General features: G+C 38.6%; 24 protein-coding genes. 17 read left to right on the top strand and 7 right to left on the bottom strand.

The genetic code is table 11. From position 1 onward, the window contains the following. Positions 1 to 4 precede the first annotated feature (4 nt). From SFB89_RS07775 to modB (SFB89_RS07735), 9 genes are all read left to right on the top strand, one after another. Positions 5 to 892, top strand: coding sequence for a hypothetical protein (locus SFB89_RS07775; RefSeq protein WP_331774117.1), 888 nt, complete (start codon positions 5 to 7; stop codon positions 890 to 892). A 90-nt stretch (positions 893 to 982) separates the two neighbouring features. Then, positions 983 to 1,393, top strand: a complete 411-nt coding sequence (locus tag SFB89_RS07770; protein WP_331774116.1) for a thioredoxin family protein — start codon at positions 983 to 985, stop codon at positions 1,391 to 1,393. Between the two features lie 101 nt (positions 1,394 to 1,494). Beyond that, positions 1,495 to 2,274 carry a TOBE domain-containing protein gene (locus SFB89_RS07765; RefSeq protein WP_331774115.1) on the top strand — a complete coding sequence of 260 codons (780 nt, stop codon included), beginning with the start codon at positions 1,495 to 1,497 and terminating at the stop codon, positions 2,272 to 2,274. Positions 2,275 to 2,283: 9 nt separating this feature from the next. Then, on the top strand, positions 2,284 to 3,033 hold the full coding sequence (gene modA / locus SFB89_RS07760) for a molybdate ABC transporter substrate-binding protein (protein WP_331774114.1): 750 nt from the start codon (positions 2,284 to 2,286) through the stop codon (positions 3,031 to 3,033). Then, a complete protein-coding gene (locus tag SFB89_RS07755; RefSeq protein WP_331774113.1) occupies positions 3,030 to 3,425 on the top strand; it encodes a TOBE domain-containing protein in 396 nt (131 codons plus the stop codon). Before modA (SFB89_RS07760) ends, SFB89_RS07755 begins: the two co-directional genes overlap by 4 nt. Then, positions 3,426 to 4,121 (top strand): molybdate ABC transporter permease subunit, encoded by a 696-nt coding sequence (gene modB / locus SFB89_RS07750; protein WP_331774112.1) that lies wholly within the window; start codon positions 3,426 to 3,428, stop codon positions 4,119 to 4,121. It abuts the gene before it with no gap. A 1-nt stretch (position 4,122) separates the two neighbouring features. After that, a complete protein-coding gene (locus SFB89_RS07745) occupies positions 4,123 to 4,971 on the top strand; it encodes an ABC transporter ATP-binding protein (protein ID WP_331774111.1) in 849 nt (282 codons plus the stop codon). 18 nt (positions 4,972 to 4,989) lie between these two features. Continuing rightward, the gene (modA, locus tag SFB89_RS07740; RefSeq protein WP_331774110.1) at positions 4,990 to 5,697 is read left to right on the top strand and encodes a molybdate ABC transporter substrate-binding protein; all 708 of its coding nucleotides are present in this window, start codon (positions 4,990 to 4,992) and stop codon (positions 5,695 to 5,697) included. Then, entirely contained in the window at positions 5,697 to 6,374 is a 678-nt protein-coding gene (gene modB, locus SFB89_RS07735) for a molybdate ABC transporter permease subunit (protein WP_331774109.1), read from the top strand. Before modA (SFB89_RS07740) ends, modB (SFB89_RS07735) begins: the two co-directional genes overlap by 1 nt. Here modB (SFB89_RS07735) and SFB89_RS07730 read toward each other — a convergent pair. The 6 genes from SFB89_RS07730 to SFB89_RS07705 all read right to left on the bottom strand — a co-directional run bounded on the left by SFB89_RS07730 (position 6,371) and on the right by SFB89_RS07705 (position 12,714). Continuing rightward, on the bottom strand, positions 6,371 to 7,657 hold the full coding sequence (locus SFB89_RS07730) for an SH3 domain-containing protein (protein WP_331774108.1): 1,287 nt from the start codon (positions 7,655 to 7,657) through the stop codon (positions 6,371 to 6,373). The two genes, modB (SFB89_RS07735) and SFB89_RS07730, sit on opposite strands and share 4 nt — an antisense overlap. A 20-nt stretch (positions 7,658 to 7,677) precedes the next feature. Continuing rightward, entirely contained in the window at positions 7,678 to 8,301 is a 624-nt protein-coding gene (eda, locus tag SFB89_RS07725; protein WP_331774107.1) for a bifunctional 4-hydroxy-2-oxoglutarate aldolase/2-dehydro-3-deoxy-phosphogluconate aldolase, read from the bottom strand. After that, positions 8,298 to 10,130, bottom strand: a complete 1,833-nt coding sequence (gene edd / locus SFB89_RS07720; RefSeq protein ID WP_331776072.1) for a phosphogluconate dehydratase — start codon at positions 10,128 to 10,130, stop codon at positions 8,298 to 8,300. The genes eda and edd overlap by 4 nt, the downstream gene beginning before the upstream one ends. Then, positions 10,120 to 10,815: a 6-phosphogluconolactonase gene (gene pgl / locus SFB89_RS07715; RefSeq protein WP_331774106.1), complete on the bottom strand. Its 696-nt coding sequence runs from the start codon at positions 10,813 to 10,815 to the stop codon at positions 10,120 to 10,122. Before pgl ends, edd begins: the two co-directional genes overlap by 11 nt. Further along, positions 10,808 to 12,274 (bottom strand): glucose-6-phosphate dehydrogenase, encoded by a 1,467-nt coding sequence (gene zwf, locus SFB89_RS07710; RefSeq protein ID WP_331774105.1) that lies wholly within the window; start codon positions 12,272 to 12,274, stop codon positions 10,808 to 10,810. The genes pgl and zwf overlap by 8 nt, the downstream gene beginning before the upstream one ends. Positions 12,275 to 12,492: 218 nt before the next feature. Continuing rightward, the gene (locus SFB89_RS07705) at positions 12,493 to 12,714 is read right to left on the bottom strand and encodes a cold-shock protein (RefSeq protein WP_331774104.1); all 222 of its coding nucleotides are present in this window, start codon (positions 12,712 to 12,714) and stop codon (positions 12,493 to 12,495) included. A 439-nt stretch (positions 12,715 to 13,153) separates the two neighbouring features. On the opposite strand from SFB89_RS07705, the gene SFB89_RS07700 reads away from it, so the two are divergent. Continuing rightward, positions 13,154 to 14,491, top strand: a complete 1,338-nt coding sequence (locus tag SFB89_RS07700; protein WP_331774103.1) for a sodium-dependent transporter — start codon at positions 13,154 to 13,156, stop codon at positions 14,489 to 14,491. Positions 14,492 to 14,503: 12 nt separating this feature from the next. Next, a complete protein-coding gene (locus SFB89_RS07695) occupies positions 14,504 to 14,764 on the top strand; it encodes a hypothetical protein (RefSeq protein ID WP_331774102.1) in 261 nt (86 codons plus the stop codon). A gap of 41 nt (positions 14,765 to 14,805) precedes the next feature. Here the strand turns inward: SFB89_RS07695 and SFB89_RS07690 are convergent, their stop codons facing one another. Beyond that, the gene (locus SFB89_RS07690) at positions 14,806 to 14,964 is read right to left on the bottom strand and encodes a hypothetical protein (protein ID WP_331774101.1); all 159 of its coding nucleotides are present in this window, start codon (positions 14,962 to 14,964) and stop codon (positions 14,806 to 14,808) included. Between the two features lie 128 nt (positions 14,965 to 15,092). On the opposite strand from SFB89_RS07690, the gene SFB89_RS07685 reads away from it, so the two are divergent. The 6 genes from SFB89_RS07685 (at position 15,093) to SFB89_RS07660 (ending at position 24,068) form a co-directional block, all read left to right on the top strand. Continuing rightward, positions 15,093 to 17,279, top strand: a complete 2,187-nt coding sequence (locus tag SFB89_RS07685) for a sensor histidine kinase (RefSeq protein ID WP_331774100.1) — start codon at positions 15,093 to 15,095, stop codon at positions 17,277 to 17,279. Positions 17,280 to 17,290: 11 nt separating this feature from the next. Beyond that, positions 17,291 to 17,944, top strand: coding sequence for a response regulator transcription factor (locus SFB89_RS07680; RefSeq protein WP_331774099.1), 654 nt, complete (start codon positions 17,291 to 17,293; stop codon positions 17,942 to 17,944). 132 nt (positions 17,945 to 18,076) lie between these two features. Next, positions 18,077 to 19,141 (top strand): TRAP transporter substrate-binding protein, encoded by a 1,065-nt coding sequence (locus SFB89_RS07675; RefSeq protein WP_331774098.1) that lies wholly within the window; start codon positions 18,077 to 18,079, stop codon positions 19,139 to 19,141. Positions 19,142 to 19,237: 96 nt separating this feature from the next. Further along, positions 19,238 to 19,771, top strand: coding sequence for a TRAP transporter small permease subunit (locus SFB89_RS07670; protein WP_331774097.1), 534 nt, complete (start codon positions 19,238 to 19,240; stop codon positions 19,769 to 19,771). Continuing rightward, a complete protein-coding gene (locus tag SFB89_RS07665) occupies positions 19,771 to 21,126 on the top strand; it encodes a TRAP transporter large permease (protein ID WP_331774096.1) in 1,356 nt (451 codons plus the stop codon). The genes SFB89_RS07670 and SFB89_RS07665 overlap by 1 nt, the downstream gene beginning before the upstream one ends. A 113-nt stretch (positions 21,127 to 21,239) precedes the next feature. Continuing rightward, a complete protein-coding gene (locus tag SFB89_RS07660; RefSeq protein ID WP_331774095.1) occupies positions 21,240 to 24,068 on the top strand; it encodes an FAD-binding and (Fe-S)-binding domain-containing protein in 2,829 nt (942 codons plus the stop codon). The last annotated feature ends 96 nt before the right edge of the window (positions 24,069 to 24,164 follow it).

Raw genomic sequence — 24,164 nt, 5'->3', positions numbered from 1 at the left:
TTTTTTGAGATTTGTAACAATTTTTTTGTTGATTTTGCCCTTATGGGGTTTTGAGTCTGTCATGGAATCGATTCAAAATTATCATGTGGTGGATACCGATTTTTGGCGACACAAAACCCCATATAAAGCCATACGAACTTGGCATATCAAGCAAGAGCAATACTATCTTGTCGTCAATCAAAACAATCTAAAAACCGAGATTATAAAAGCGCCTTTAGTCGATATCATGAAAAAAAAGACAATAGCGACTCCCTTCATGGCGCTCAAAGAAAAACTTCTCAAACAAGCGCCAAAATTGCATAACTTTGGTATTACCTCACCTCAAAATAATCAAGATTTTCTCACGATTGATATGTGCCCCTCAAGTAAAAAAGGGTATGAGAAAAAGCTCTTTAGATTTTTGGAAAAATCTGGCTCAGTCGCCAATATCTCAATCAGTGGCAAGTGGATGTTAGGGCATTCTCATGATTTTGATGCTTTGATTAAGAGTGCTTTGAAGGTGCGTTGGATCAATCACTCTTTTAGCCACTATTATGATAGAAATGAAAAAGATTGGTCCAAAAATTTTATGTTAAAAAACCCAGAGGCTTTTGATGCGGAGATTATTAAAACAGAAAAGCTACTCATCATCAATCACCAAACGCCTTCTGTTTTCTTTCGCTTTCCCGGTCTCATTAGTGATGCAACATTGGTTCATAAACTTATCAAAACTTATAATCTTTTGCCACTAGGAACAAACAATTGGCTCAATGTCAGCAATAAAAAAATCGAAAAAGGGGAGATTATCTTGGTGCATGGCAACAAAAATGAGCACCGCGGCATCACACTCTTTTTTGATCAAAATCAAAGCAACAAATATTACGCACCCATAGAGGAAATTATTTTAAAGTAATAAAAATATTTAGGGCAATTATATTTTATTATTAAAATAAAAGGTTAAATAAACTATACTTTTAACTGAAATTCATATTAGGAAGATGTTATGAAAAAAGTCTGTTTATTTTTATCTATTGTTGCCTCACTTTATGCCTATACTGCGACGAAAACAGCACAAGAGTTGCACTATATAAACTCCTTTGAGCAAGGCATGGCACTCGCGAAAAAAGAGCACAAGATGGTGATGCTCGTAGTGGTGAAAGACCACTGCCCTTGGTGCAAAAAATTAGAGCAAAAAACACTTTGTGATACCAAGATTCAACAAAAAACATCCCAATTTGTCAAAATTCTTATTGATAGAAACCAAAAAATGCCAGCATGTTATCACACTGCGATTGTCCCCGTGGTCTCTTTTATTGACCCTAGCACTCAAGAGACCGAATGGGAAGCGTATGGTTACCGAACGGTTGATAAGTTTTTAGATGATATCAAAAATGCTCAAGAAGATTCCATTTAATGACTAAATAGTAAGCACTAATATACTTTCAAATTTCATTGTAGCTTAAGGTATATAACGATAAGATTCCTAGAATATTTCGTTATATACTAAGGTAAACAATGCAATTCACATCTACATTGACACTCAGCGAAGACAACCAACCGCTATTAATCGAAAAAAGAATCAAATTGCTCAAAGCAATCGATCAAGAGGGCTCCATGCTCAAAGCCTCTAAAAAGGTTCCGATGAGCTATAAATCGGCTTGGGAAGCCATCGATACGATGAACAATCTCTCGCCATCGCCCATCGTGGAAAAAGAGACCGGTGGCGCTGGAGGTGGGGGGACACGACTGACAGATTATGGTAAAACACTCCTAAAAAATTACGAAATCTTAAAACGAGAAGAAGAAAAGTTTCTCTCTTATTTATCGACCTTAGCAGATTTTGATACCAAAGATATAAAAACTATAAAAAGGATCTCCATGCAAATTAGTGCACGAAATCAGATCAGAGGCGTTGTGGATAAAATCGTCACCGGAGATGTCAATGCCAATGTGATCGTGGTGCCCAAAAGTGGTCATGAACTCTTTGCCAATATTACCAACTCAGGCATCGAATCTCTCATGGTACAAGAGGGTGATGAAGTCGTAGCGATTTTTAAATCTTCAAGCATCATGCTCTCAACAGATGAAAATATCACTATCAGTGCGAGAAATCGTATTAGTGGTATCATCACACAAATCACACAAAACAATACCAACAGTGAAGTAGTGATTGATGTCGGTGGCGATAGTATCACTTCGGTGATTACGACTGGTTCGGTTAAAAGATTGGGATTAAAGGTGGGCTCACAGGTTGTAGCTCTAATCAAATCAAGTGAAATTATGATAGGAAAATAAGGAGAAAAAATGTTTAAAAAAATGGTAATAGCGAGTGTGTTGATGAGTGCCTCACTCTTTGCTGGCACGATTAATATTGCCGTGGCGGCCAATGTGAGTTATGCGATGGATACACTCAAAAGCGAATTTCACAAACTCTATCCCGATATTAATGTTCATGTCACACTCAGTAGTAGTGGTAAATTAACCGCACAAATCAAAAATGGTGCTCCCTATGGACTCTTTATGGCCGCGAATATGAAATACCCTGAAGCTCTTTATAAAAGTGGCGATGCCATCACGAGGCCTCTTATCTATGCGCAAGGCTCACTGGCCTATTTGAGTGTTAAAAAACAAGATTTCAATCAAGGTATCACCTTAGTTGAGGGAAAAAATATTTCCAAAATTGCGGTGGCCAATCCAAAAACAGCCCCTTATGGCAAAGCTGCCATACAAGCGATGAAAAATGGTGGTGTCTATGATAAAGTCAAAGATAAACTGGTTTATGCAGAGTCCATCTCTCAAACGGTCACTTATGCGCTGAGTGCGGCTGATGTTGGTTTTATCGCAAAATCCTCGTTGTTTAGTCCTAAAATGGCTCAATATAAAAAAGGAATCAATTGGAGTGATGTGAGTCCAAAACTTTATACCCCTATCAATCAAGGCATCGTGATTTTGAAAAAAGGTGAAAAAAATCAAGAAGTGGCGGCATTTTATAGCTTTATTTTAAGCAAAAGAGCCAAAAAAATCTTCAATGATTTTGGATACATCGTTCCGTGAATCCACTCAAAGCGGAGGTCATCAAGATTGAAAATCATGAGAACCTCAATATCGTAACGTTCGCTTTTGGCGATCAAACCTTGGTGATGCTTGGTCTAGAATTGGCAGAAGGGGTGAAACTAGGCAGTGAGGTGGAACTCAGTGTCAAGCCGACCCATGTTGCAATAGGAAAAGAATTTTATGGCGATATCAGTTTTAGCAATCAACTCTCTGCAAAAATCATTGAGATTGATAATGGTATCTTGCTCAGTAGTGTTAAATTAGCCACGTCTGATGCCATTTTTGAAAGTATTGTCTCACGTAAGAGTTCGCAAAGGATGGATTTGAATGTCGGCGATTCGGTCAATCTTTTTTTCAAAGCGAGTGATTTGTATATTAAGAGGGTGTTATAAATGTTTGAACTATTTAAAACCATCGATTTTGATCCCTTTATTCTCTCCTTTAAACTCGCAAGTGTAGTGACCTTGATACTGTTTCTTGTGAGTTTGCCACTCTCTTGGTATCTCTCACAAAGTAAATCAAAAATAAAACCAGTATTAGAAGCCATCACGGCACTTCCGATTGTGTTGCCGCCTTCGGTGTTGGGATTTTATATCTTGTATGCCCTCTCACAAAACTCGCCAATTGGTGCATTTTTTGATGAGTATTTTGGTATAAAATTGGTTTTTAATTTTACCGGATTGGTGATTGCTAGTTGTATCTATTCTCTGCCATTTATGGTACAACCACTACAGAGTGGATTTGAGAGTATCAATAAAAATATGCTTGAAGCCTCTTATATCAGTGGTAAAAATAAGTTGGTAACCCTTTTGCGCGTCGCATTGCCCAATATCAAACCCTCACTCTTGACTGCCTTGATTGTGACCTTTGCGCATACCGTGGGTGAGTTTGGTGTGGTTTTGATGGTGGGAGGTTCCATCCCCAATGAGACAAAAGTCGCCTCTGTCGCTATTTACGAGATGGTGGAGATTATGGATTATAAATCTGCTCATGTTTACAGTGCCATCATGATAACGATTAGCTTTTTGGTCTTGCTTGGAGTTTATATCTTCAATGGCAAACAAAATACAAAATTTAATAGGCTTTAAAATGATACATTTAGAGATCAAAAAGGAACTTTTTGGAAGCAGTGGTGCGATGGAGCTTTTGGTCAATCTTCAGATTCAAGAGGGTGATTTTGTAGCGCTAAGCGGTAAAAGCGGTAGCGGTAAGACTACCTTTTTGCGTATTTTGGCAGGCTTGGAAAAATCGCAGAGTCTCATTGATATTGGTGGTCATGTTTGGCAAAATCAAAAGACGTTTTTACCGCCTCAAAAGCGAGAGATTGGTTTTGTATTTCAAGATTTTGCACTCTTTCCTAATATGAGTGTGAAGGAGAATTTACTGTTTGTCAACAATGATGAAAAATTGGCAGAAAAGTTACTTGAAATCACCGAACTTAGTGAATTGCAAGAGCGTTTTCCTGCCTTTTTAAGTGGAGGGCAAAAACAGCGCGTGAGTTTGTGTCGTGCACTCATGAATCGGCCCAAACTGCTCTTGCTTGATGAGCCTCTCTCTGCGCTTGATGTGCAGATGCGCGAAAAGTTGCAAAATGAGATTTTGATGTTACACAAGGAGTTTCATACCACGACGATTATGGTGAGTCATGACCCGAGTGAAATCTACCGACTTGCCAAGCGCGTTATTGTGCTCAATCAGGGAAAGATTACCGATGATGGCTCTCCTAAAGATGTTTTATTAAAGACCAGCGGGAGTCAAAAATTCTCTTTTGAAGGGGAGATTTTGGATATCCAAAAAGTTGATGTGATTTATGTGGCGATTATCGCTATTGGTCAGCAGATTGTTGAGATTGTCATCAGCTCACTTGAGGCGCAAAATCTAAAACGTGGGCAAATCGTGCGCGTGAGTACCAAAGCGTTTATGCCAACATTGAGTTAAAAATAAAAAAGGGGCAGTATGTATAAACAAATAATTCTCATACTTATCTTGGGATGGAGTGCATTATTAGCACAAGATCTCATGATAGCAGCAGGAGCAGGCTATAAAAAACCAATGATGGAAATCATCAATAATTATAAACGTGCAGGCCATCGTGTTGATGCAATTTTTGGTAATATGGGACAGATTTCCAATCAGGCTAGAGAAAGTGATATTGCACTCTTGATTGGTGATAAAAAATTTTTAGAAAAAAAGAGTCGGCTCAAATTTCAAGAGTATCTTTTGGTGGGAGTAGGGAAAGTGGTCTTAGCGTACTCCAAACAAGTCACACTTAAAAACCCCTATCATTTGGCCAACTCACATATCAAAAAAATTGCCATGCCACAACCGAAAAAAGCGATTTATGGTATTGCAGGGCAAGAGTTTTTAGACCACACGCAACAATATAAATCTATAAAAGAGAAGCTTTTTGTTGTCGCTACCGTACCACAAGTGATGAGTTATGTCGCAAGAAGTGAAGTGGATGTTGGGATTGTCAATCTCACAGCAGCGCTAGCATTTCAGCATAAAATAGGTGGGTACATTATCGTCAATCAGAAAGATTATACAAAGATAGAGATTGTAGCGGGTGTTTTAAAAGGGCGCAAATCTAAAGCGTGCCGTGATTTTCTGAGCTATTTGCAAACACCTGAATCCAAAGCAGTTTTTAGAAAATACGGTCTTTGATGATTCTTTCGTCGCAAGTGTGGCATCCTTTATTCTTAAGTGCCAAAACGGTGGGAGTTAGTGCCATATTATTTGTCTGTATTGGTGTCCCTCTTGCCTATATACTCTCAAATAGAAATTTAAAATTTCGATGGTTGTTGGATATGATAGTGACACTGCCGTTGATTTTTCCTCCTATTGCGATAGGGTTTTTATTGTTGTTGCTTTTAGGACGAGAGGGCTGGTTGGGGCACGTGCTAGCTTCTTTTGATATTCATTTTATCTTCAGTTTCCCTGCTTTGGTCGTAGCGGGTTTTGTCTCAGGTTTGCCATTGATGGTAAAGCCATTGCAAAGTGCCATAGAACAATTTCCAAAAGAGATTAAGGAGGCTGCTTATATTTGTGGTAAAAGTGCTCTGCTGACCTTGATTTTAATCATCCTCCCCACTATCAAGAAAAGTTTCTTCGCCGCACTGCTGATTGCATGTGCAAGAGCATTAGGTGAAGTGGGGATTACTTTAATGTTGGGTGGTAATATTATTGGGAAAACAGATACCATTTCTTTGGCAATTTATAATGCGGTATTTGATGGAGAGTATCATTTAGCCTTGATACTCTCCATGGTACTCATTGGTATCTCTTTAGTCTTTTTTATCTCATTAAATTGGTTGCAAAAACATTCCAAAGCATTGATTTAAGGTTGGATAAAAGGGTGTATGACCATGCCCTCAACGCGCTCAATCAATAAAGTTTTCTGATTGATATTGTCATGATTTTTGCCAAGGTAGAGGCTCGATATGACGGTTTTACCGATAATATCTCGCCCCTCTTTGCCATTGATATTGGTTTTTAATCCCCAAATATTGTGCAAGACCATAGCGACATGGTTGATGGTACCTACATACAACATGATATGCCCTCTAAGATAGATAAGACTTTGAAATGGAATCCCTTCTTTAATGATACGCTCCTCTTTTTCTTTAGGAGATAACCCTTCTAATGAAAGATACTTCCCGGCATGTTTTTGGGCTGCTGAATTTCGAGGTAGCCAGATACCAAAAGGGGCAAAGAAATCTTTTGTCATGGCCGAACAATCGCGATTTCCAAGATAACCACCCCAGCCGTATTTTTCACCAATGAGCGATTGAGCGATTTGTAAAGCAGTCTCATGATTAAATGGAATCGGAAAAAAATTAGCATCATCTTTGAGAATACGCACCGCGATTTTTTTGCCGTAATCTTGCCATGTATTGATAAAAACATAAGAGTAATAAAAAAGAGTATCCTCTCCCTGATAAGGAAAAATAGCTCCGAGTTTAACGCTTCTGACATATCTTTGATTTTTGGTATAAAGTGGGGTATTGTCTTTGGTAATGATGATTTTAGGAGCATGTTCAAAGTCTTTTTGTTGCTTTGCATTCAGTAAGACGATGCTTGAGGTAGGAATCCACCCTAAAGAAAAAGGACTTTTGACAAAGGCCCACGCTCCATCAGTAGAATAGTGCGAGATGAAAAGTGGGGTGTTGATATGAATCCTAGAATTTTGCAAATAATCAAAAGGATATCCTTCCCCTGCTTTTTTAGGTGAGGTAAAAAACGGTTTGTGAGTTGGAAGTTCTCGCATCTGTTCATTTTTGATGGTGATGGCACTTTGCCCTTCTTGATTATAAGCATCAAAATGTGTCGTGTTGATGATGGTGTGGATCTCTTTTGTGCTTAGGGGACGAAGATTCTCTCCATAATACTTCTCTTTTTGATTAAAATGTTCATTGGCCCAAGCTGCCTTTTGTCTGGGTTGCGCTATTGCTTGAACATGCCAAGGCTTATAAAAGTGTGTCTTAAAATATTCCGTGGTAATGTGTTGCGGACGAACTGCTTGGGCGAGTTGGCCGATATCATGATTATAAAGTAATATCGGCTGTTTTGTAACACATCCAGAAAAAATTAATAAGATACAGACTATTGCGATGAGTGATTTCATAACCAATAGTATCTAAAATCTTATGTGATTGCGTTTAGTGCTTCTTTTGAGAGTTGGGTGATCAAGTTGAAATCTTTGTTTTGAATCGCAGATTTTGGAACCAGCCAACTTCCTCCGGCACACAGAACATTATCAAGCTGTAAAAAATCCTTGACATTTTTAAGATTAATGCCCCCTGTTGGGCAAAATTTCATCTTTGGAAAGGGACCGGCAAATGATTTTAGTGCACTCACCCCTCCGACTGTGGTTGCTGGGAAGAGTTTACAATAATAAAAACCATTGTTTTGCGCCATCATGATGTCACTTGCGGTTGCGACACCTGGAATAAAAGTAACCCCTTTTTTAATAGAATAATCCATCAATTCTTGGTTAATTCCGGGAGAAAAGACAAACGATGCTCCCGCATCAATAGCATATCTGAAATCTTTTTTATTCACAACAGTACCGGCACCTACTTGCATTTGAGGGACGATTTTGGCAATTTTTTCAATGGCTTTGAGTCCATCTTCTGTCCTCAGTGTGACTTCCATAATGTGAATTCCAGCTTCCAGTAAAGCTAAAGCCAAAGGCACAGCATTTTGCACATCGTCCAATGCAATGACTGGAACGATGGGTGAAATTTCCATGATCTCTTTTGTTGTCATCCTTTTTCCTCACCAATTAAGTTAAAGATACCCGCACCTTCTTCTGCTTGGTGCACATTGTCTCTAGTTGCCGCAAATAATTCGCGTCCAAAGCCGTGATGATTTTTCTCTAAATGTGGAGATTCATACACGCGTGCGTCAAATTCCTCTTCATTAACAAGTATTAAAATCTCACCTTTTTTGACATCAAATCGTATCTTATCTCCGGTTCTTATTTTATCAAGATTTCCCCCAGCAAGAGCTTCTGGTGTCATGTGCAAGGCGGCTGGTACTTTACCACTTGCTCCAGACATCCGTCCATCTGTGATGATGGCGACTTTGAAACCACGATCTTGCAAAATTCCAAGCGGTGGCATGAGTCCGTGGAGTTCGGGCATTCCATTGGCTTTTGGCCCTTGGTATTTGACAATTGCGACAAAATCTTTATTCAGTTCACCGGCTTTGAAGGCCGCTTGCAATGCATCTTGTGATTCAAATACTACTGCTTTGGCTTCTACGAGTAGATTTTCCTCTTTTAATGCAGAGGTTTTTATGATGCTGCGCCCGATTTTGCTTTTGATGAGTTTCAAGCCACCTTCTTGATTAAATGCGGTGGCGATGGAGGAGATAACATCAGGATTTCTTGATGTCGTAGAACCCGCATCAAAGATGACCGTATCATCTTCAAGTCGTGGTTCGACCACATATTGGCGCAATCCTTTTCCGATGATGGTTGTGACATCTTCGTGTAATAAATCAGCCGATAAGAGTTGATGGATGACAGTCGCCATACCACCTGCCTCTCGAAACGCATTGACATCAGCGCTGCCATTGGGATACATTTTACATAAAAGCGGTACTACTTTTGAGATGGCTTCAAAATCGTCCCAATTGAGGATAATACCCGCTGAACGTGCCATCGCAATGAGGTGAATCGTATGATTGGTTGATCCTCCTGTGGCCATGAGTCCGACAATCGCATTGACAAAACTGCGCTCATCGATGATATCGGCGATGGGTTTGTAATTGTCTGTGAGTTGCGTCATATTGAGGATATTTTGAGCTCCATATCGCGTGAGTGCTTCTCTCAATGGCGTGTCTGCATTGATAAAGGAGCTATTAGGTAGGTGTAATCCTAACATTTCCATTAGCATTTGGTTGGAATTAGCCGTACCATAAAAAGTACACGTACCACAATCATGATACGAGGCTGATTCTGCCTTGAGTAACTCTTTTTGCGTGACTTTTCCGATGGCATATTCTTGTCTGATTTTTGCTTTTTCGGCATTACTGATTCCCGAAGTCATCGGACCTGCGGGGATAAAAGTGGCCGGAAGATGTCCGAAAGTCATCGCTGCGATAAACATACCCGGTACAATCTTGTCACAAACACCAAGATACAGTGCCCCATCATAGGCATTGTGCGAGAGCGCAATCGCTGTGGCTTGGGCGATGACATCTCGGCTAAAGAGGCTCAACTCCATCCCCGGTTGTGATTGCGTGACCCCATCACACATCGCTGGAACGCCACTGGCGACTTGTGCGGTTGCGCCTTTTTCGTGAAGTGCTTTTTTGATAATATCTGGATAAGTTTGCAGTGGTTCGTGAGCGGAAAGCATGTCATTGTAGGCAGTGACGATGGCGATATTGGGGGATTGCATATTGGACATCGAAGATTTCTCATCCGTGCTCATCGCTGCCATTGCATGTGCGAGATTACTACAGCTGAGTTTTTTTCTGATAACGCCATGGCGTTTTGCTTCTTGGATGCGCTCTAAGTATAGTGTTCGATATGGTTGAGAGCGTTTTATAATATTGTCAGTAACCTGTTGTATTGTTTTATTCATGATAATAGACCTTTATATCTTTAGTGTTTGGATTCAAGATGATTCGAATCGGCATTGCAAATTCATCATGATGTTCTAAAGCTTTGTGAAATATGGCTGTTTTTTCTTTGCCTTCAAAATGCAGATAAATGTGTCGGGCACTCAAAATAGCCGCTTTGGTGAGACTCATCCTCATATGAGGAGCAGTTGTCGGCTCGATAGCAATGCAGGGATTTTCTAGCTCTTGCGTGTAGGCAAATTCCAGTTTTTTATTGTGGGGAAACAAAGATGCGGTATGACCATCATCTCCCATTCCCAAAATGATGACATCAAAAGGCATCAAATGGGTTTTGACTTTTTGGGAACATATGTCAGTGGCTTCAGCAATGGGCATATCTTGATACATCCCTATAAAATTTGCTTTGGATGCTTTATGCTGAAGTAGATGAGTTTTGACGAGCTTTTCGTTGCTAGCATCATCCGTTGGATTCACCCACCGTTCATCACACAATCCAATGCTGACACGTCCCCATGGAATGTTGATGTTGCTCAAACTCTCAAAAAGTGCTTTGGGTGTGTTTCCCCCAGAGACCATCAAGGTCGCTTTTCCCTTTTGATTGATAGCTTCAGAGAGATTGGTGGCAATATCTAAGCTCAAATCTTCTCGGAGCATCGCTTGATTGTCGTATTTATGGATAATATTACTCATCATACCAGCTTCTAGCATCTTGTGCGATGAGTTGTATGGAAGCGCTCGGACCGTCTGTACCAGCGCTGTAGGTTTTCATCGTTGTAAAATTTTGTGCCCAACCTTCCAAAATAATATCCGTCCATCTCCATGCGGCTTCGACTTCATCTAAGCGCATAAAAAGTGTTGGATTGGCATGAATGACATCCAAAATCAAACGTTGATACGCCTCCGCTGTTCCGACATTGGTTTTGGGAGCATTCAATTCTAAATCAACTTGCTGCAGACGCATTTGTTCCGTAATCTCCGGTATTTTATTCATCAATTTCAGACTAATACTCTCTTTAGGTTGCAGGGTGATGACTAGCTTATTTTCGGTGATGCAATTGCCATTATTAGGAAAAATAGAGTAGGGGATTTTTTTGAATTGAATCACAATCTCAGAATTTTTCTTACTCATACGCTTGCCACTTCTAAGATAAAACGGCACACCAATCCAGCGCCAATTGTCGATATCCACGCGCAGTGCGGCAAAGGTTTCGGTATTGCTATTTTTATCCGCTCCCTCAGCATCAAGATAGCCGACTACGGGTTCTCCGTTGATAGAGCCACTTTTGTATTGTGCCCGTACGGTTCGCTGTCTGATATCTTCTGGTGTCATGTTACGAAGGGAATGTAATACTTTGACTTTCTCATCTCGAATACTATCTGAGGCCAAAGAACACGGTGGCTCCATCGCAATCAAACACAGAAGTTGTAAGAGGTGATTTTGTATCATATCTCGAAGCGCACCATAATCATCATAATATCCCCATCGACCTTCTACTCCGACGCTCTCTGAGACGGTGATTTGAACATGGTCGATATTATTAGCATCCCACAACGGCATAAAAAATCGGTTTGAAAATCGTAGCGCCAAGATATTTTGCACGGTATCTTTACCGAGATAGTGGTCAATACGATAGACTTGATTCTCTTTGAAATATTTCAGCACTTCTTTATTGATGGATTGAGAGGATTCTAGGTCGCGTCCTATTGGTTTTTCTAGGACAACACGACTGTTGCTTTTGATTAATTTGAAGGCACTTAAAGATTTACAAATGGAGCCAAAAAAATCTGAAGAGGTGGATAAATAGTAAATACGATCGCGTTTTTCTTCTTTGTCCAGCGTTTTTTTGAGATGTTCAAAACTTTTTTCATTATCAAAGTCAATGTTACACAAGACGATGCGTTTGATAAATTCACTAAAAATTTCCTCATCATACTCGCCATCTCGCAAGAATTCTTTCATTTTTGAGCGCAGCAGCTCTACATGCTTCGCCTGTGTCATGTCGCGTCTTGATATGACGACAATTCTGCTATCGGGGGATAAATAAGCTTCTTTATAAAGGTGATAAAGTGCCGGTAGTAGTTTTCTAAACGACAAATCACCGTGTCCTCCAAAAATTATAATATCGCACAAGCTTTTATGATGTTCCATGATCTCTCCTAATATGTTATATTTTGTATAGCTTTATAAGTGCTTATAAATATTATAGCCAAAGTTTAGATACATTTTATTAATAAAGGGTACATTTTTTATGCAAAATTTGATTTTAAAATTTTATATTAAGATGTGTGTGAAAATATGATACGATGTGTGGAGAAAAATTGAGATTATAGGAGGTTGAGCAGTCCGAAGACTACTCAATTGTAATATTATACAGCAGTAACGTTTTCTGCTTGTGGGCCTTTTTCACCTTCACCAATTTCAAAAGTTACTTTTTGACCTTCATCAAGTGATACTCTACCGTATCCGTTTGGATTATTTACTTGTCTAAAGTGTACAAATACATCTTTGCCGCCATCTTCTCGTTCGATAAAACCAAAACCTTTTTCACTGTTGAACCATTTTACTGTTCCATTAACTAATGTTGCCATTTTTTTCCCTTTGTGTTGAATACACCACAAAAAATGTGGTGGTCTAAAATCTAATATAAAGTTTTATTTTAGGTGGATTTAACTGTGAACAAGATGTCATCAATATAAAGCAGACCAAAGATATAAACTTGAATTATCTTTTGTGAAGAAAGTATAGCTAAATTTTATATAAAGCACAAGTCTTAATGGATTGATGTGATTTAAAATGAAAAAAGATACAAAAACGGTAACATCGTGAGCGTAAAAAGATGATAAAATACCTCAAAAGCAAAAGAGTGGCAACAAAGAGCCTCTTTTTTGCAAAATCATCTAGGTTACTGACATAAAATATAAATTTTTTATATTATTTGATTAATTGAAAGTAATGGTCGATTTTTTAATCGAGATTTTATCTATTTTAGCTAAAATCAAAGCTTTATATATTGGGGAGGAGTTTCAGTTGGAAAAAGCTAGATTTAGTAGGGTTGGATTTATTTTAGCTGCAGCAGGAAGTGCTGTGGGATTGGGTAACATATGGAAATTCCCATATATGGCAGGACAAAATGGTGGAGGCGCGTTTGTGTTGATATACCTTTTGACCGTGGTTTTGATAGGACTTTCTATCTTTATTGCAGAAGTTTACATGGGAAGAACAACACGAGAAGACGGCGTCACAGCTTTTGAAACATTGGCTGCACGCAATGGACATATCTGGAAATATGCTGGATTTATGGTCTTTACCGGGGTTTTAATACTCTCATTTTATACAATTGTTATCGGTTGGATTTTTAAATACATTATACTCTCATTTTCAACATTGCCAATCAGTGTAGGTGCGGCAGGAAAGCTCTTTGGAGCTATGGTTTCAGGAGATTGGGAAGGGCAATTTGCATTTTTTAATATTGCATTCTTTTTGACTATGTGGATTGTCGCACGCGGGGTCAAACGAGGAATTGAACGTGTGAATCTTATCTTGATGCCACTGTTGATTCTTATTTTGATATTTTTATTTTTCTACTCGATGACGTATACCGGATTTGAGAAGTCTTTGACCTTTTTATTCTATCCTGAGTGGGATAAACTCACACAAAGCTCTTTGCTTCAAGCCGTGGGACATGCATTTTTTACCCTTTCTCTTGGTATGGGAACCATCATGACGTATGCGACCTCATTGCCAAAAGGTGAAAATATTGTCAAATCATCTTTTTATGTTGCTTTTATTGATACACTCATTGCATTGGTTGCGGGTATCATCATCTTTACTTTTGTTTTTCACTTTGGAGAAAAACCATCCCAAGGACCGGGACTTGTCTTTATTTCTTTGCCGGCATTGTTTCATCATATGGGCGTGATGGGTAATGTGATTTCATTATTGTTTTTTGTAGCATTGGCATTTGCAGGGATTACATCGGCTGTTTCTATTGTAGAACCAACCGCTTTATTTTTCATCAACCGATTTAAAATGGCACGGTCTAAAGCTTTGATTATTATCGCTGTGATTGTCTATATCTTAGGTACGATGGCGGTATTGTCTAATACCAAAGCGTATGGTGCGCATTTCACTTATTTTGGAAAAGGTGCGTTTGATTTGATGGATTTTGTCAGTGCCGCCATATTATTACCTCTAGGTGGTATGATTATTGCAATCTTTGTCGGTTTTGTTATTGAGCGTGATAAAGTTCATGCGACGATGTCAAAATATATGAGTGATCGATTGTTTAATCTCTGGTATTTTTCCATCCGATATATTGCCCCTGCTGCGGTCATGATCGTGATGATAAATAAACTTTTCTTTTAAAAGGAGAATGCTTTGAGGGAATTGGAATTAAAAAATATATTAAAAGTAGATGGTAGAGAATTTTTAATCTCTACCATCAGCATGAATGTTCGCCACTCGTGGTTTGATGATGATCGTGACAAAACTGTCTATGAAACGATGGTGTTTGAAATGAAAAATGATGAGGTCTTGTATGACAAACCCATCTTTAATGAACGCTATAATATGCGCGATGAAGCCATAGCAGAACACTCTGCGATATTGAAAGAACCAAAAGCTTTTTTTATTATCTAGTTCTCATAAGCTTTTTGACATTAGGCACGGTTCAACATTCTCTAGTGCGTTTTAATCGCACCCGTTTTTTGAGGTACCACTTCAGGCTGATTTTGTGATTTTTTGACGGTAGTGACGGTTGTCTTCTCATCATTACATCCGACAAAAAGAAACGTTGCTAGTGTCACTAATCCAACAATTTTTACCAATATTTTTATCATTTTTAACCTTTATTTTTTTAAAATATTATAGTATATCCTACCTGATAGTTACTATAGTGAAACACTATAACCATTTTGGTGGCAGAGTCAATACGCTATAATATTCTCATTGTTTTATAGGAGGATGGATGCGCGCATCTCAAATATTCTTATGGTGTTTTATCTTGGTGTCATTGAAACTTTTTGCTCAGGCACAAGTCAAAGATATTTTATTGATTCAATCGTATCACCGAGGTTATAAATGGAGTGATGATATCTCTAAAGTGATTGAAAATAAATTTGGAGATGACCGACACTACTCTTTGACGACAGTTTATATGGATACGAAGAAAGTCAATAATATGCAATATTTTGAGAAATTGTATCATCTGTATGAAGAGCAGTTTAAAGGACGGCATTTTGATATTATTATCGCCGCTGATAACAATGCGCTCGATTTCGTGACGCATTATCATGATCATTTATTTCCTCATTTACCTGTTGTTTTTCTAGGGATTAATAATTTTGATGAATCGATGCTGTATGAAAACAATATGCGCTTCTATGCTACGGGAGTGGCTGAGAATGTTGATATTAAAAAAAATATTGATTTGATTCTTGATCTCAATCCAAAAATCAAAAAAATTGTGATTATTAATGACCGTTCTAAAACAGGATTTGCGATGCGCCGCGATATCCTTCATGTGTTACCACTCTATAAAAACCGAGTTGCTTTTGAGTATATCGATGATATTTCCATCGATAATCTCAAGAAAAAAATCAGTGGGCTCTCTCATGATACCGTGATTTTATGGGTTTTATTATTTAAAGATAAGACGGGAAAATATTTCACCTATCAGCAGAGTCTTAACCAAGTGAAGCGTATCACGAAAGTGCCGATTTTTGGATTGTGGGACTTTTATCTTGGTAAAGGGATTGTGGGAGGCTTGTTGACCAGTGCCACCGCACAGGCAAAAGCAGCGACAAAGATGGTAGTGCAAATCCTAGAAGGTGCAAAACCAAGAGACATTCCCATACTCGTCCAAAGTCCCAATAAGTATATGTTTGATTATAATGAACTCGAAAAATTTCATTTGAAGATTCCCTCAAATATTACGCATTACACGGCACTGCATAAACCGTTTTCTTTTTATGAAAAGTACAAATACATCGTCTGGATTACCATCTCAATTTTTGTGATTATTATTTCCATATTGATTTTATTAGCGGTCAATATGGCACGAAGAAAAAAAATCGAAATAGCGCTCAAAAATCAATTGCAATTTATTAGTGTCATGATGGATACGATTCCAAATCCCATCAATTATAAGGATTTAGATGGCAATTATCTTGGATGCAATAAGGCATTTGCCGATCTTTTTGGTAAACAAAAAGAGGAGATAGTCGGTAAAAATGTATTTGACTTTTTTGATGAAGAGTGGGCTATTGAACAGACTAAAAAAGATAAAGAACTCTTAGCCAACAAAGGTACGGATAATTTTGAGAGAACTCTGCATTTCCCAGATGAAAGTTCAAAAACGATGTCTTATACAAAAACCGCGTATGAAAATATCGATGGAACACTCGGGGGAATTGTCAGTATTATGGATGATATTACGCAGCGAGATCAACAAAAGCAATTTATCATCCAACAAAGCAAACTCGCAGAAATGGGAGAGATGATTGCTGCTATTGCCCATCAATGGAATGAACCGTTAGTCGAGCTCTCCGCTATTTTACAAGATATGGAATTTTCGTACTTGCAAGATGAGATGGATAAAGACAAAATGAAAAGTTTGGTCAAAGAGTCGATGATTCAGATACAGTATATGTCCGCTACGATGAAGGATTTCAGGAATTTTTTAAAACCTTCCACCCAAAAAGTAACATTTTGTGCTCGAAAAGCTTTGGATGAAGTCTTAGAAATCGTCGGCAGACAGATATTTTATGCCCACATCAATCTCAAAGTTTCTTGCCAAGACGATCAGGTGACGATTTATGGATATGAAAATGAATTTAAACAAGTGTTGCTCAATATCATTAACAACGCCAAAAATAAAATCATCCATAAAAAAGTGGGTAAAAATATCCAAATCGACATCGTCGCAAAGAGTGATTATGTGAAGATTAAAATCAGTGACGATGGCGGTGCGATACCTAAAAAAATCATGAATCTTATATTTGACCCCTATTTTAGTACCGAACAAAAAGGGACGGGATTGGGACTTTATATGGCGAAAGTCATCGTAGAAGATAAGATGAATGGTAAAATTTATGCCTATAATTATACAAATAAAGCTATATTTACGATTATTGTTCCACGAAAAGAAACCTAAAAGGAAATGGCATGCGCATAATGCTACTTGAAGATAATAAAAGACTAAACGATACGATTACGAAACGACTTGAAGTCAAGGGATTTGAGGTCTCTAGTTTTACAGATGGTATTCAAGCATACGACCATATTGATGAGGGATATCTTTGCTTTGTTTTAGATATCAATGTGCCCTCTATGAACGGTATTGAGATTTTAAAAAAAGTGCGAGAATATCATCCTCATACTCCTATTATCATCATCAGCTCCTCTGTGGAGTTGGATATTATCAAAGATTCTTATCGATACGGTTGCAATGATTATCTTAAAAAACCTTTTTTTATCGATGAGTTGGAAATCAAAATCGAAAAATTGTGTCATCTTGATGATGATTCGATCATGATAGGTGAAGAGTGTCAATTTAGCTTTAAGGAAAGTGCATTGATTTATCATGGCAAATCGCAGCATCTTTCCAAAAAAGAGCGCCTTCTTTTGAATTTATTGATTTCCAAACAAGGTAAGGTTGTCTCCTTTGATACCATTCAAGCGATTGTATGGGAAGGTAAGTTTACAAGCATTGATTCGATACGCTCTTTGGTGAGAAGAATCCGAAAAAAGATACCATTTGAGTGTGTAGATACGGTCGTTGATGTCGGTTATCTTTTTAAAAAAAGTTTCGATAAGTAACAATCTAGGAATAAATCTCCAATTAAGTCCCCATAATATAAAATGTCATACACTTGTCATATCGCATGGATAGACTTTTTGTGTATTTGCAAGTGATGCAGGGTTACAAAAAATTATATTTAAGGAGACAGCATGAGAATAAAAAAAGTTCTTGGAACTTTAGGCTTAGCGGCTGCGTTAACTGTCAGCGCAAGCGCTGCTGATAAAGTAGTACATTGGAAACTCGCGATGACATGGGGACCGACACTGAAACCATTTGTCAATGCTCCCGCAGAAGTGGCTAGAATTGTAAAAGAGCTAAGTGGAGGTAAATTTACTATCCGAATTGATGCTTCTAACAAACACAAATCACCTTTTGGCGTTTTAGATATGGTTAAGCTTGGTCAGTATGATATGGCACATTCTGCTTCATATTATTGGAAAGGCAAAGACCTTGATACCCTACCGCTTACAACGATGCCATTTGGTATGACAACTCCAGAACAATACGCGTGGTTTTATCACGGTGGTGGTATGAAATTAATGCAAGAAGTATACGCAAAACATGGCGTTTACTCATTTCCTGGTGGAAATACCGGCGCTCAAATGGGTGGTTGGTTTAGAAAAGAGATCAAATCTCCTGCTGATTTAAAAGGTCTCAAAATGAGAATTCCAGGTTTCGCAGGTGAAATTATGTCCGCACTTGGTTGTACGGTTGTTAATATTGCTCCGGGTGAATTGTATACATCACTTGAGCGAGGCACCATCGATGCATTGGAATGGGTCGGACCGGGCATGGATATCAAGATGGGATTTCATAAAATTGCTCCATACTACTATACAGGATGGCATGAGCCAGCTACTGAGTTGCAATTTCTTGTCAATAAAAAGAAATTTGACAAATTACCAAAAAAATACCAAGAAATGCTCACGGTTGCTATGAAACTTGCAGCGTATGATATGTACATAGAAAACTATGACATGAGTGCGAGAGCATGGGCTAAAATGAAAACAGAATATCCAAATATCAAAGTAAAAACATTTCCAAAATCTGTTATGGACGCTTTGAGAAAAACTAATGATGAATTGTTAGCAAAATACAAAGCCAAAGACCCAATGTTCGCTAAGATCATTGATTCCCAAGATGCTTATATGAAAAAAGCACGTGCTTGGACAAAAATTTCAGATTATCTATATTTGAAATCTACATTCGAATAGACTATATAGCCGCCTTTTGGGGCGGCTAATCTTTATAGGATTTTATAAATAGTGTTATCAAATCCTATGAAATTTAAAAATCAAACAAGGAATTAAATGTTACATAAAATTGACAGGTTTTATAGTGTCATGACAAAATATTTGGGCTATGTGCTCTTTATTTTTATGATTACCATGACATTAAATGTTTTTTATGATGTGGTGATGCGATATGTATTTAATAGCGGGTCAATCGCGTTACAAGAATTGGAGTGGCACCAGTTTTCAGTCATCATCTTATTGGGGATGTCATACTCTTTGATGGAAGAAGCGCATGTTCGGGTTGATGTGTTGTATGATCGCTGGAGTATCAAGAAAAAAGCGATGATTAACATGATGGGATCGATCGTATTTGTTTTACCGATTGCCCTTTTGGTTGCTTTTAACTCCGTAGATTTTGTAATGGCGTCTTATTCCTCTCATGAGATTAGTATGGACCCTGGTGGATTAACACATCGTTGGATTATCAAAGCCTTGATTCCCGCCTCATTTTGGTTATTAATCTTTTTCGATTTTGGGTACTTTATCAAAAATTTACTTTTATATAAAAAAGCCAACGAACAAGATAGTAGCGAAGTAGGAGAACAATAATGGTCGGTATTATAATGTTTTTTGCAGCACTGGTAATGCTGCTGATAGGATTTCCGGTCGCTTTTACTTTCGGAGCGGTTTCGGTGGTTTTTGGTTTGGCTTATGGTCTGGTTCAAGCGATCCAAGATGGAGGGCCGATTTGGGAAGGCTTTATGAGCTATGGGGTTGATATGTTTGGTTTTATGCCTTTTCGTATCTATGCCATCATGCAAAATACGATTTTGATGGCCGTACCACTGTTTATTTTGATGGGGATTATCTTACAAAAAACAAAACTAGCAGAGCGACTTTTAGAGTCGATGGGCTTTTTGTTTGGAGAAGTGCGTGGTGGTGTCGCCATCAGTACGGTTTTGGTGGGGGCACTGCTTGCGGCTTCTACGGGCGTTGTTGGTGCGAGTGTTGTTGCGATGGGGGTTATCTCCTTGCCGGTGATGCTCAAATACAATTATGACAAAAAACTGGCTACTGGTGTTATTTGCGCCTCAGGGACACTCGGACAAATCATTCCCCCTTCAATCGTTTTGATTATCTTGGGTGATGTTTTTCAAGTGCCCGTTGGAGACTTGTTTCAAGCTGCAATTTGGCCAGGTCTTTCTTTGGTTGCGGTTTATATCCTCTATATCGTGATTATCTCTATTGTCAAAAAAGATACAGCACCTCCTGTGATTATTGAAGGGGCAAGAGGAACAAAATCAAGACAAGTCTTTAATGCTTTTAAAGCGATTATTCCTCCACTTGTTCTGGTTGTCTTAGTTTTAGGGTCAATCTTTGCTGGTGTTGCGACACCTACTGAATCCGCAGCGGTCGGCTCTGTCGGTGCGGCGTTATTGGCGGTTATTTATCGAACTTTTTCTATTTCAATGATTAAAGAGGCTGCATTGGAGACCGCAAAAGTGACGGCGATGGTTTTTGCGATTTTGATCGGAGCGACAGCATTTTCAATGGTCTTTACCTATTCAGGCGGGGATACGATAGTTGAAGAAATCATGACAAATCTACCGGGAAATGAATGGGGATTTTTGATTACTTCAATGGTCGCGATTATGTTCTTGGGATTTTTCATTGATTTTGTTGAAATCTCTTATATCATTGTACCTATTTTGGTACCGATTGCCTTGCATTTGGGAATCAATCCGGTTTGGTATGCGATTTTGATTGCGATGAACTTACAAACTTCCTTTTTGACGCCGCCATTTGGTTTTAGTCTTTTTTATCTGCGGGGTGTTGCACCCGATTCGATTCGTACGGTTGATATCTATAAAGGGGTGATTCCTTTTATTGCGATTCAAATTGCGATTTTAGCGATATTGATTATCGAGCCAGGTTGGTTTGGTATCTCACCTTTTATTAAATAATAATACTTCAGACGGTCATGCCAGTGTCACGATACTTGGCATGACCACTTTATCTCATCTCTTTTTCATTTTAACGTGCTAAAATACGTTTATGTCTTTTAAAAGGAATATTGATGTTAGCATTGGATGGATCTTACCTAAAATTTTATAAACAATTACGTCAGGACATACCTGTTTCGAGAATATTTACAGACCCCCTTCATACTCTGGTTTACGGAACGGATGCTTCTTTTTATAAACTGGTTCCAAAGATCGTAATTTGGGCAAATGATGCCGATGAGGTGGCTCTTATTATGAAGCTCTCCTTTGAGCTCTCCTTGCCGATTGTGTTTAGAGCAGCAGGTACCAGTCTCTCAGGACAGGCAATTACAGATTCCATTTTAGTCGTGACATCACGAGATTGGCGTGGTAAAAAGATTAGTGATGATCATACTTTGGTAACATTACAACCCTCTGTGGTCGGTGCAGATGCTAACAGCTTTTTGTTGCCGTATGGTAAAAAAATCGGACCCGATCCGGCGAGTATTAGTGCTGCGATGATTGGCGGAATTGCGGCTAATAATGCCAGCGGTATGTGCTGTGGCGTTGCTGATAACTCATATAAAACGTTGCATAGTATGAAGATTATCTTTCATGATGGTAGCCGGTTAGATACAGCAGACCCTAAGAGTTGTGAAAGCTTTATGGCGACACATGGCATGATGATTGAAGGCATCAAAAGTTTGCATGCTAAAGTACGCAGTAACCAAGAGCTTCATGATAAAATTATGCGAAAGTTTAAAATCAAAAATACTTGCGGTTATTCGTTGAATGCTTTGGTTGATTATGAAGACCCCATCGATATTATTGCCCATCTCATGATAGGGAGTGAGGGGACATTGGGATTTATTGAAGAGATAACATACAAAACGGTGCCTGAATATAAAGATAAAGCCAGCGCCTTGATGATTTTCAAAAATATTAAAGATGCCTGTGATGCGGTTATTGTCTTAAAGACAGAGTGTCGCTCTCATGTGAATGCAGCAGAGATTATGGACCGCGCAGGATTGAGAAGTGTAGAAAATAAAAAAGGGATGCCAGCGTTTCTTAAAACACTCGGAGATGAAGCAACAGCGGTTTTGGTAGAGACTCGAGCGCCTGATGCTGATATTTTGCAACAAAATATAAAAATCATCTTAGAAAAATTACAACATATTGAACCCGAGCGTCCGCTAGAATTTACCGATGTCATTGAAGAATATACACTCTATTGGAGTATTAGAAAGGGATTATTTCCTGCCGTTGGTGCGGTGAGAGAAGCGGGTACGACGGTTATCATCGAAGATGTGGCTTATCCGATTGAATCTCTAGCTGATGCCACACTTGAACTTCAAGCAATGTTTCAAAAATATGGCTATCATGAGGCGATTATTTTCGGACATGCGTTGGAGGGCAATCTCCATTTTGTTTTTACTCAAGCATTTGATAATGAAGCTGAGATTAAGCGGTATGAAGCCTTTATGGCTGAAGTGGCAGATCAGGTGGCGCTAAAATACCAAGGCAGTCTCAAAGCCGAGCATGGTACGGGGCGTAATATGGCTCCTTTTGTGGCATTAGAGTGGGGCGATGATGCGTATCAATTGATGCAGGCCATAAAAGAGATTTTTGATCCTAAAAAACTCATCAATCCCGGTGTGATTCTCAATGATGACAAGAACATCCACTTGAAAAATTTTAAAGCCATGCCCAAAACAGACGATTTGATTGATACGTGTATTGAATGTGGATATTGTGAGCCAAAATGTCCGTCTAATTTTATTACATTGACCCCTCGAGAGCGAATTGTAGCCAATCGTTACATGACACAATTGCGAGAAAGCGGACAAATCGCAGCATTGAAAGAGTTTGAAGCGTTGTATCAATATGATGGCATTGAAACGTGTGCGACGTGTCAATTGTGCTCTATTTCTTGTCCGATTGGAATTGATACGGGCAATCTTACAAAAAAGCTACGAAGCCAACAGATTCGTCCACTAGAACATAAAATTGCATGGAGTATTGCACATCATTATGGGACGGTTTTGGGATTGGGGCGTTTTGCATTAAGTGCGGTTAAAGTGGTCAACTCCATCATTGGTGATGATGCCATGCGAAGTATCAGTGGAGGCTTTAGAAAACTCACCGGTAACAAAATGCCACTTTGGAGTGCGAGTTTGCCAAAAGGTGAAAAATTCAACATCAAGAGAACGATTACCCATGCGGACGATAAAGTGGTTTATTTCTCTTCTTGTATCAACAGAACGATGTCAAATTCTCATGCACAAAAGGGTGAGAAAAGCATCAGTGAGGTGGTTGCTCTTTTGTTGGAGCGTGCCGGATATGAGATTATTATCCCTGAGAATATTGATAATCTATGCTGTGGCATGCCTTTTAGTTCTAAAGGTTTCACAGAAGAGGGAAAATATAAGTATGATGAATTAGAAGCCCAATTGCGTCAGGCCAGTGAGAATGGAAAATATCCGATTTTATGCGATATGAGCCCTTGTAGTAAGACCATAGACCAGCATAAGCCAGAGGGTTTAAACATCTATGATACGGTTGAATTTATTACCGATTTCTTAGCTCCAAGATTAACATTTAAAGCAGTGTCTGATCCTATTGTGATTCATACGACTTGTAGTACAAGAAAGAGTGGCTTAACCAAGAAATTTGAAACACTTGCAAAAATGTGCAGTTCGAATGTCATCATCCCTCAAAGTGTGAGTTGCTGTGGTTTTGCAGGAGATCGTGGGTTTACCTTTCCTGAACTGAATCAATCGGCATTACGTCACTTAAAAGAGGAAATTCCTAAAAATGTCACCTATGCTTTTTCTACGAGTAAAACTTGTGAGATTGGATTAAGTGAGCACAGTGGTTTAGATTATAAATCAATTTTTTATTTAGTAGAGCGTTGTACACGATAGTTTCCTTATAATAACCTTTAATTATAAAAATGTATTTATATTATTAAGTTTTATTAAAACTCCTCTAATTTATATGTTTTGTTTAATAAAAGAAAT

The organism is Sulfurospirillum sp. 1612, from assembly GCF_036556685.1.
In the GTDB taxonomy this organism is placed as follows: domain Bacteria; phylum Campylobacterota; class Campylobacteria; order Campylobacterales; family Sulfurospirillaceae; genus JAADIZ01.
Note: the sequence above shows the minus strand (reverse complement) of the source record. Positions and strands in the feature narration are given on the sequence as shown.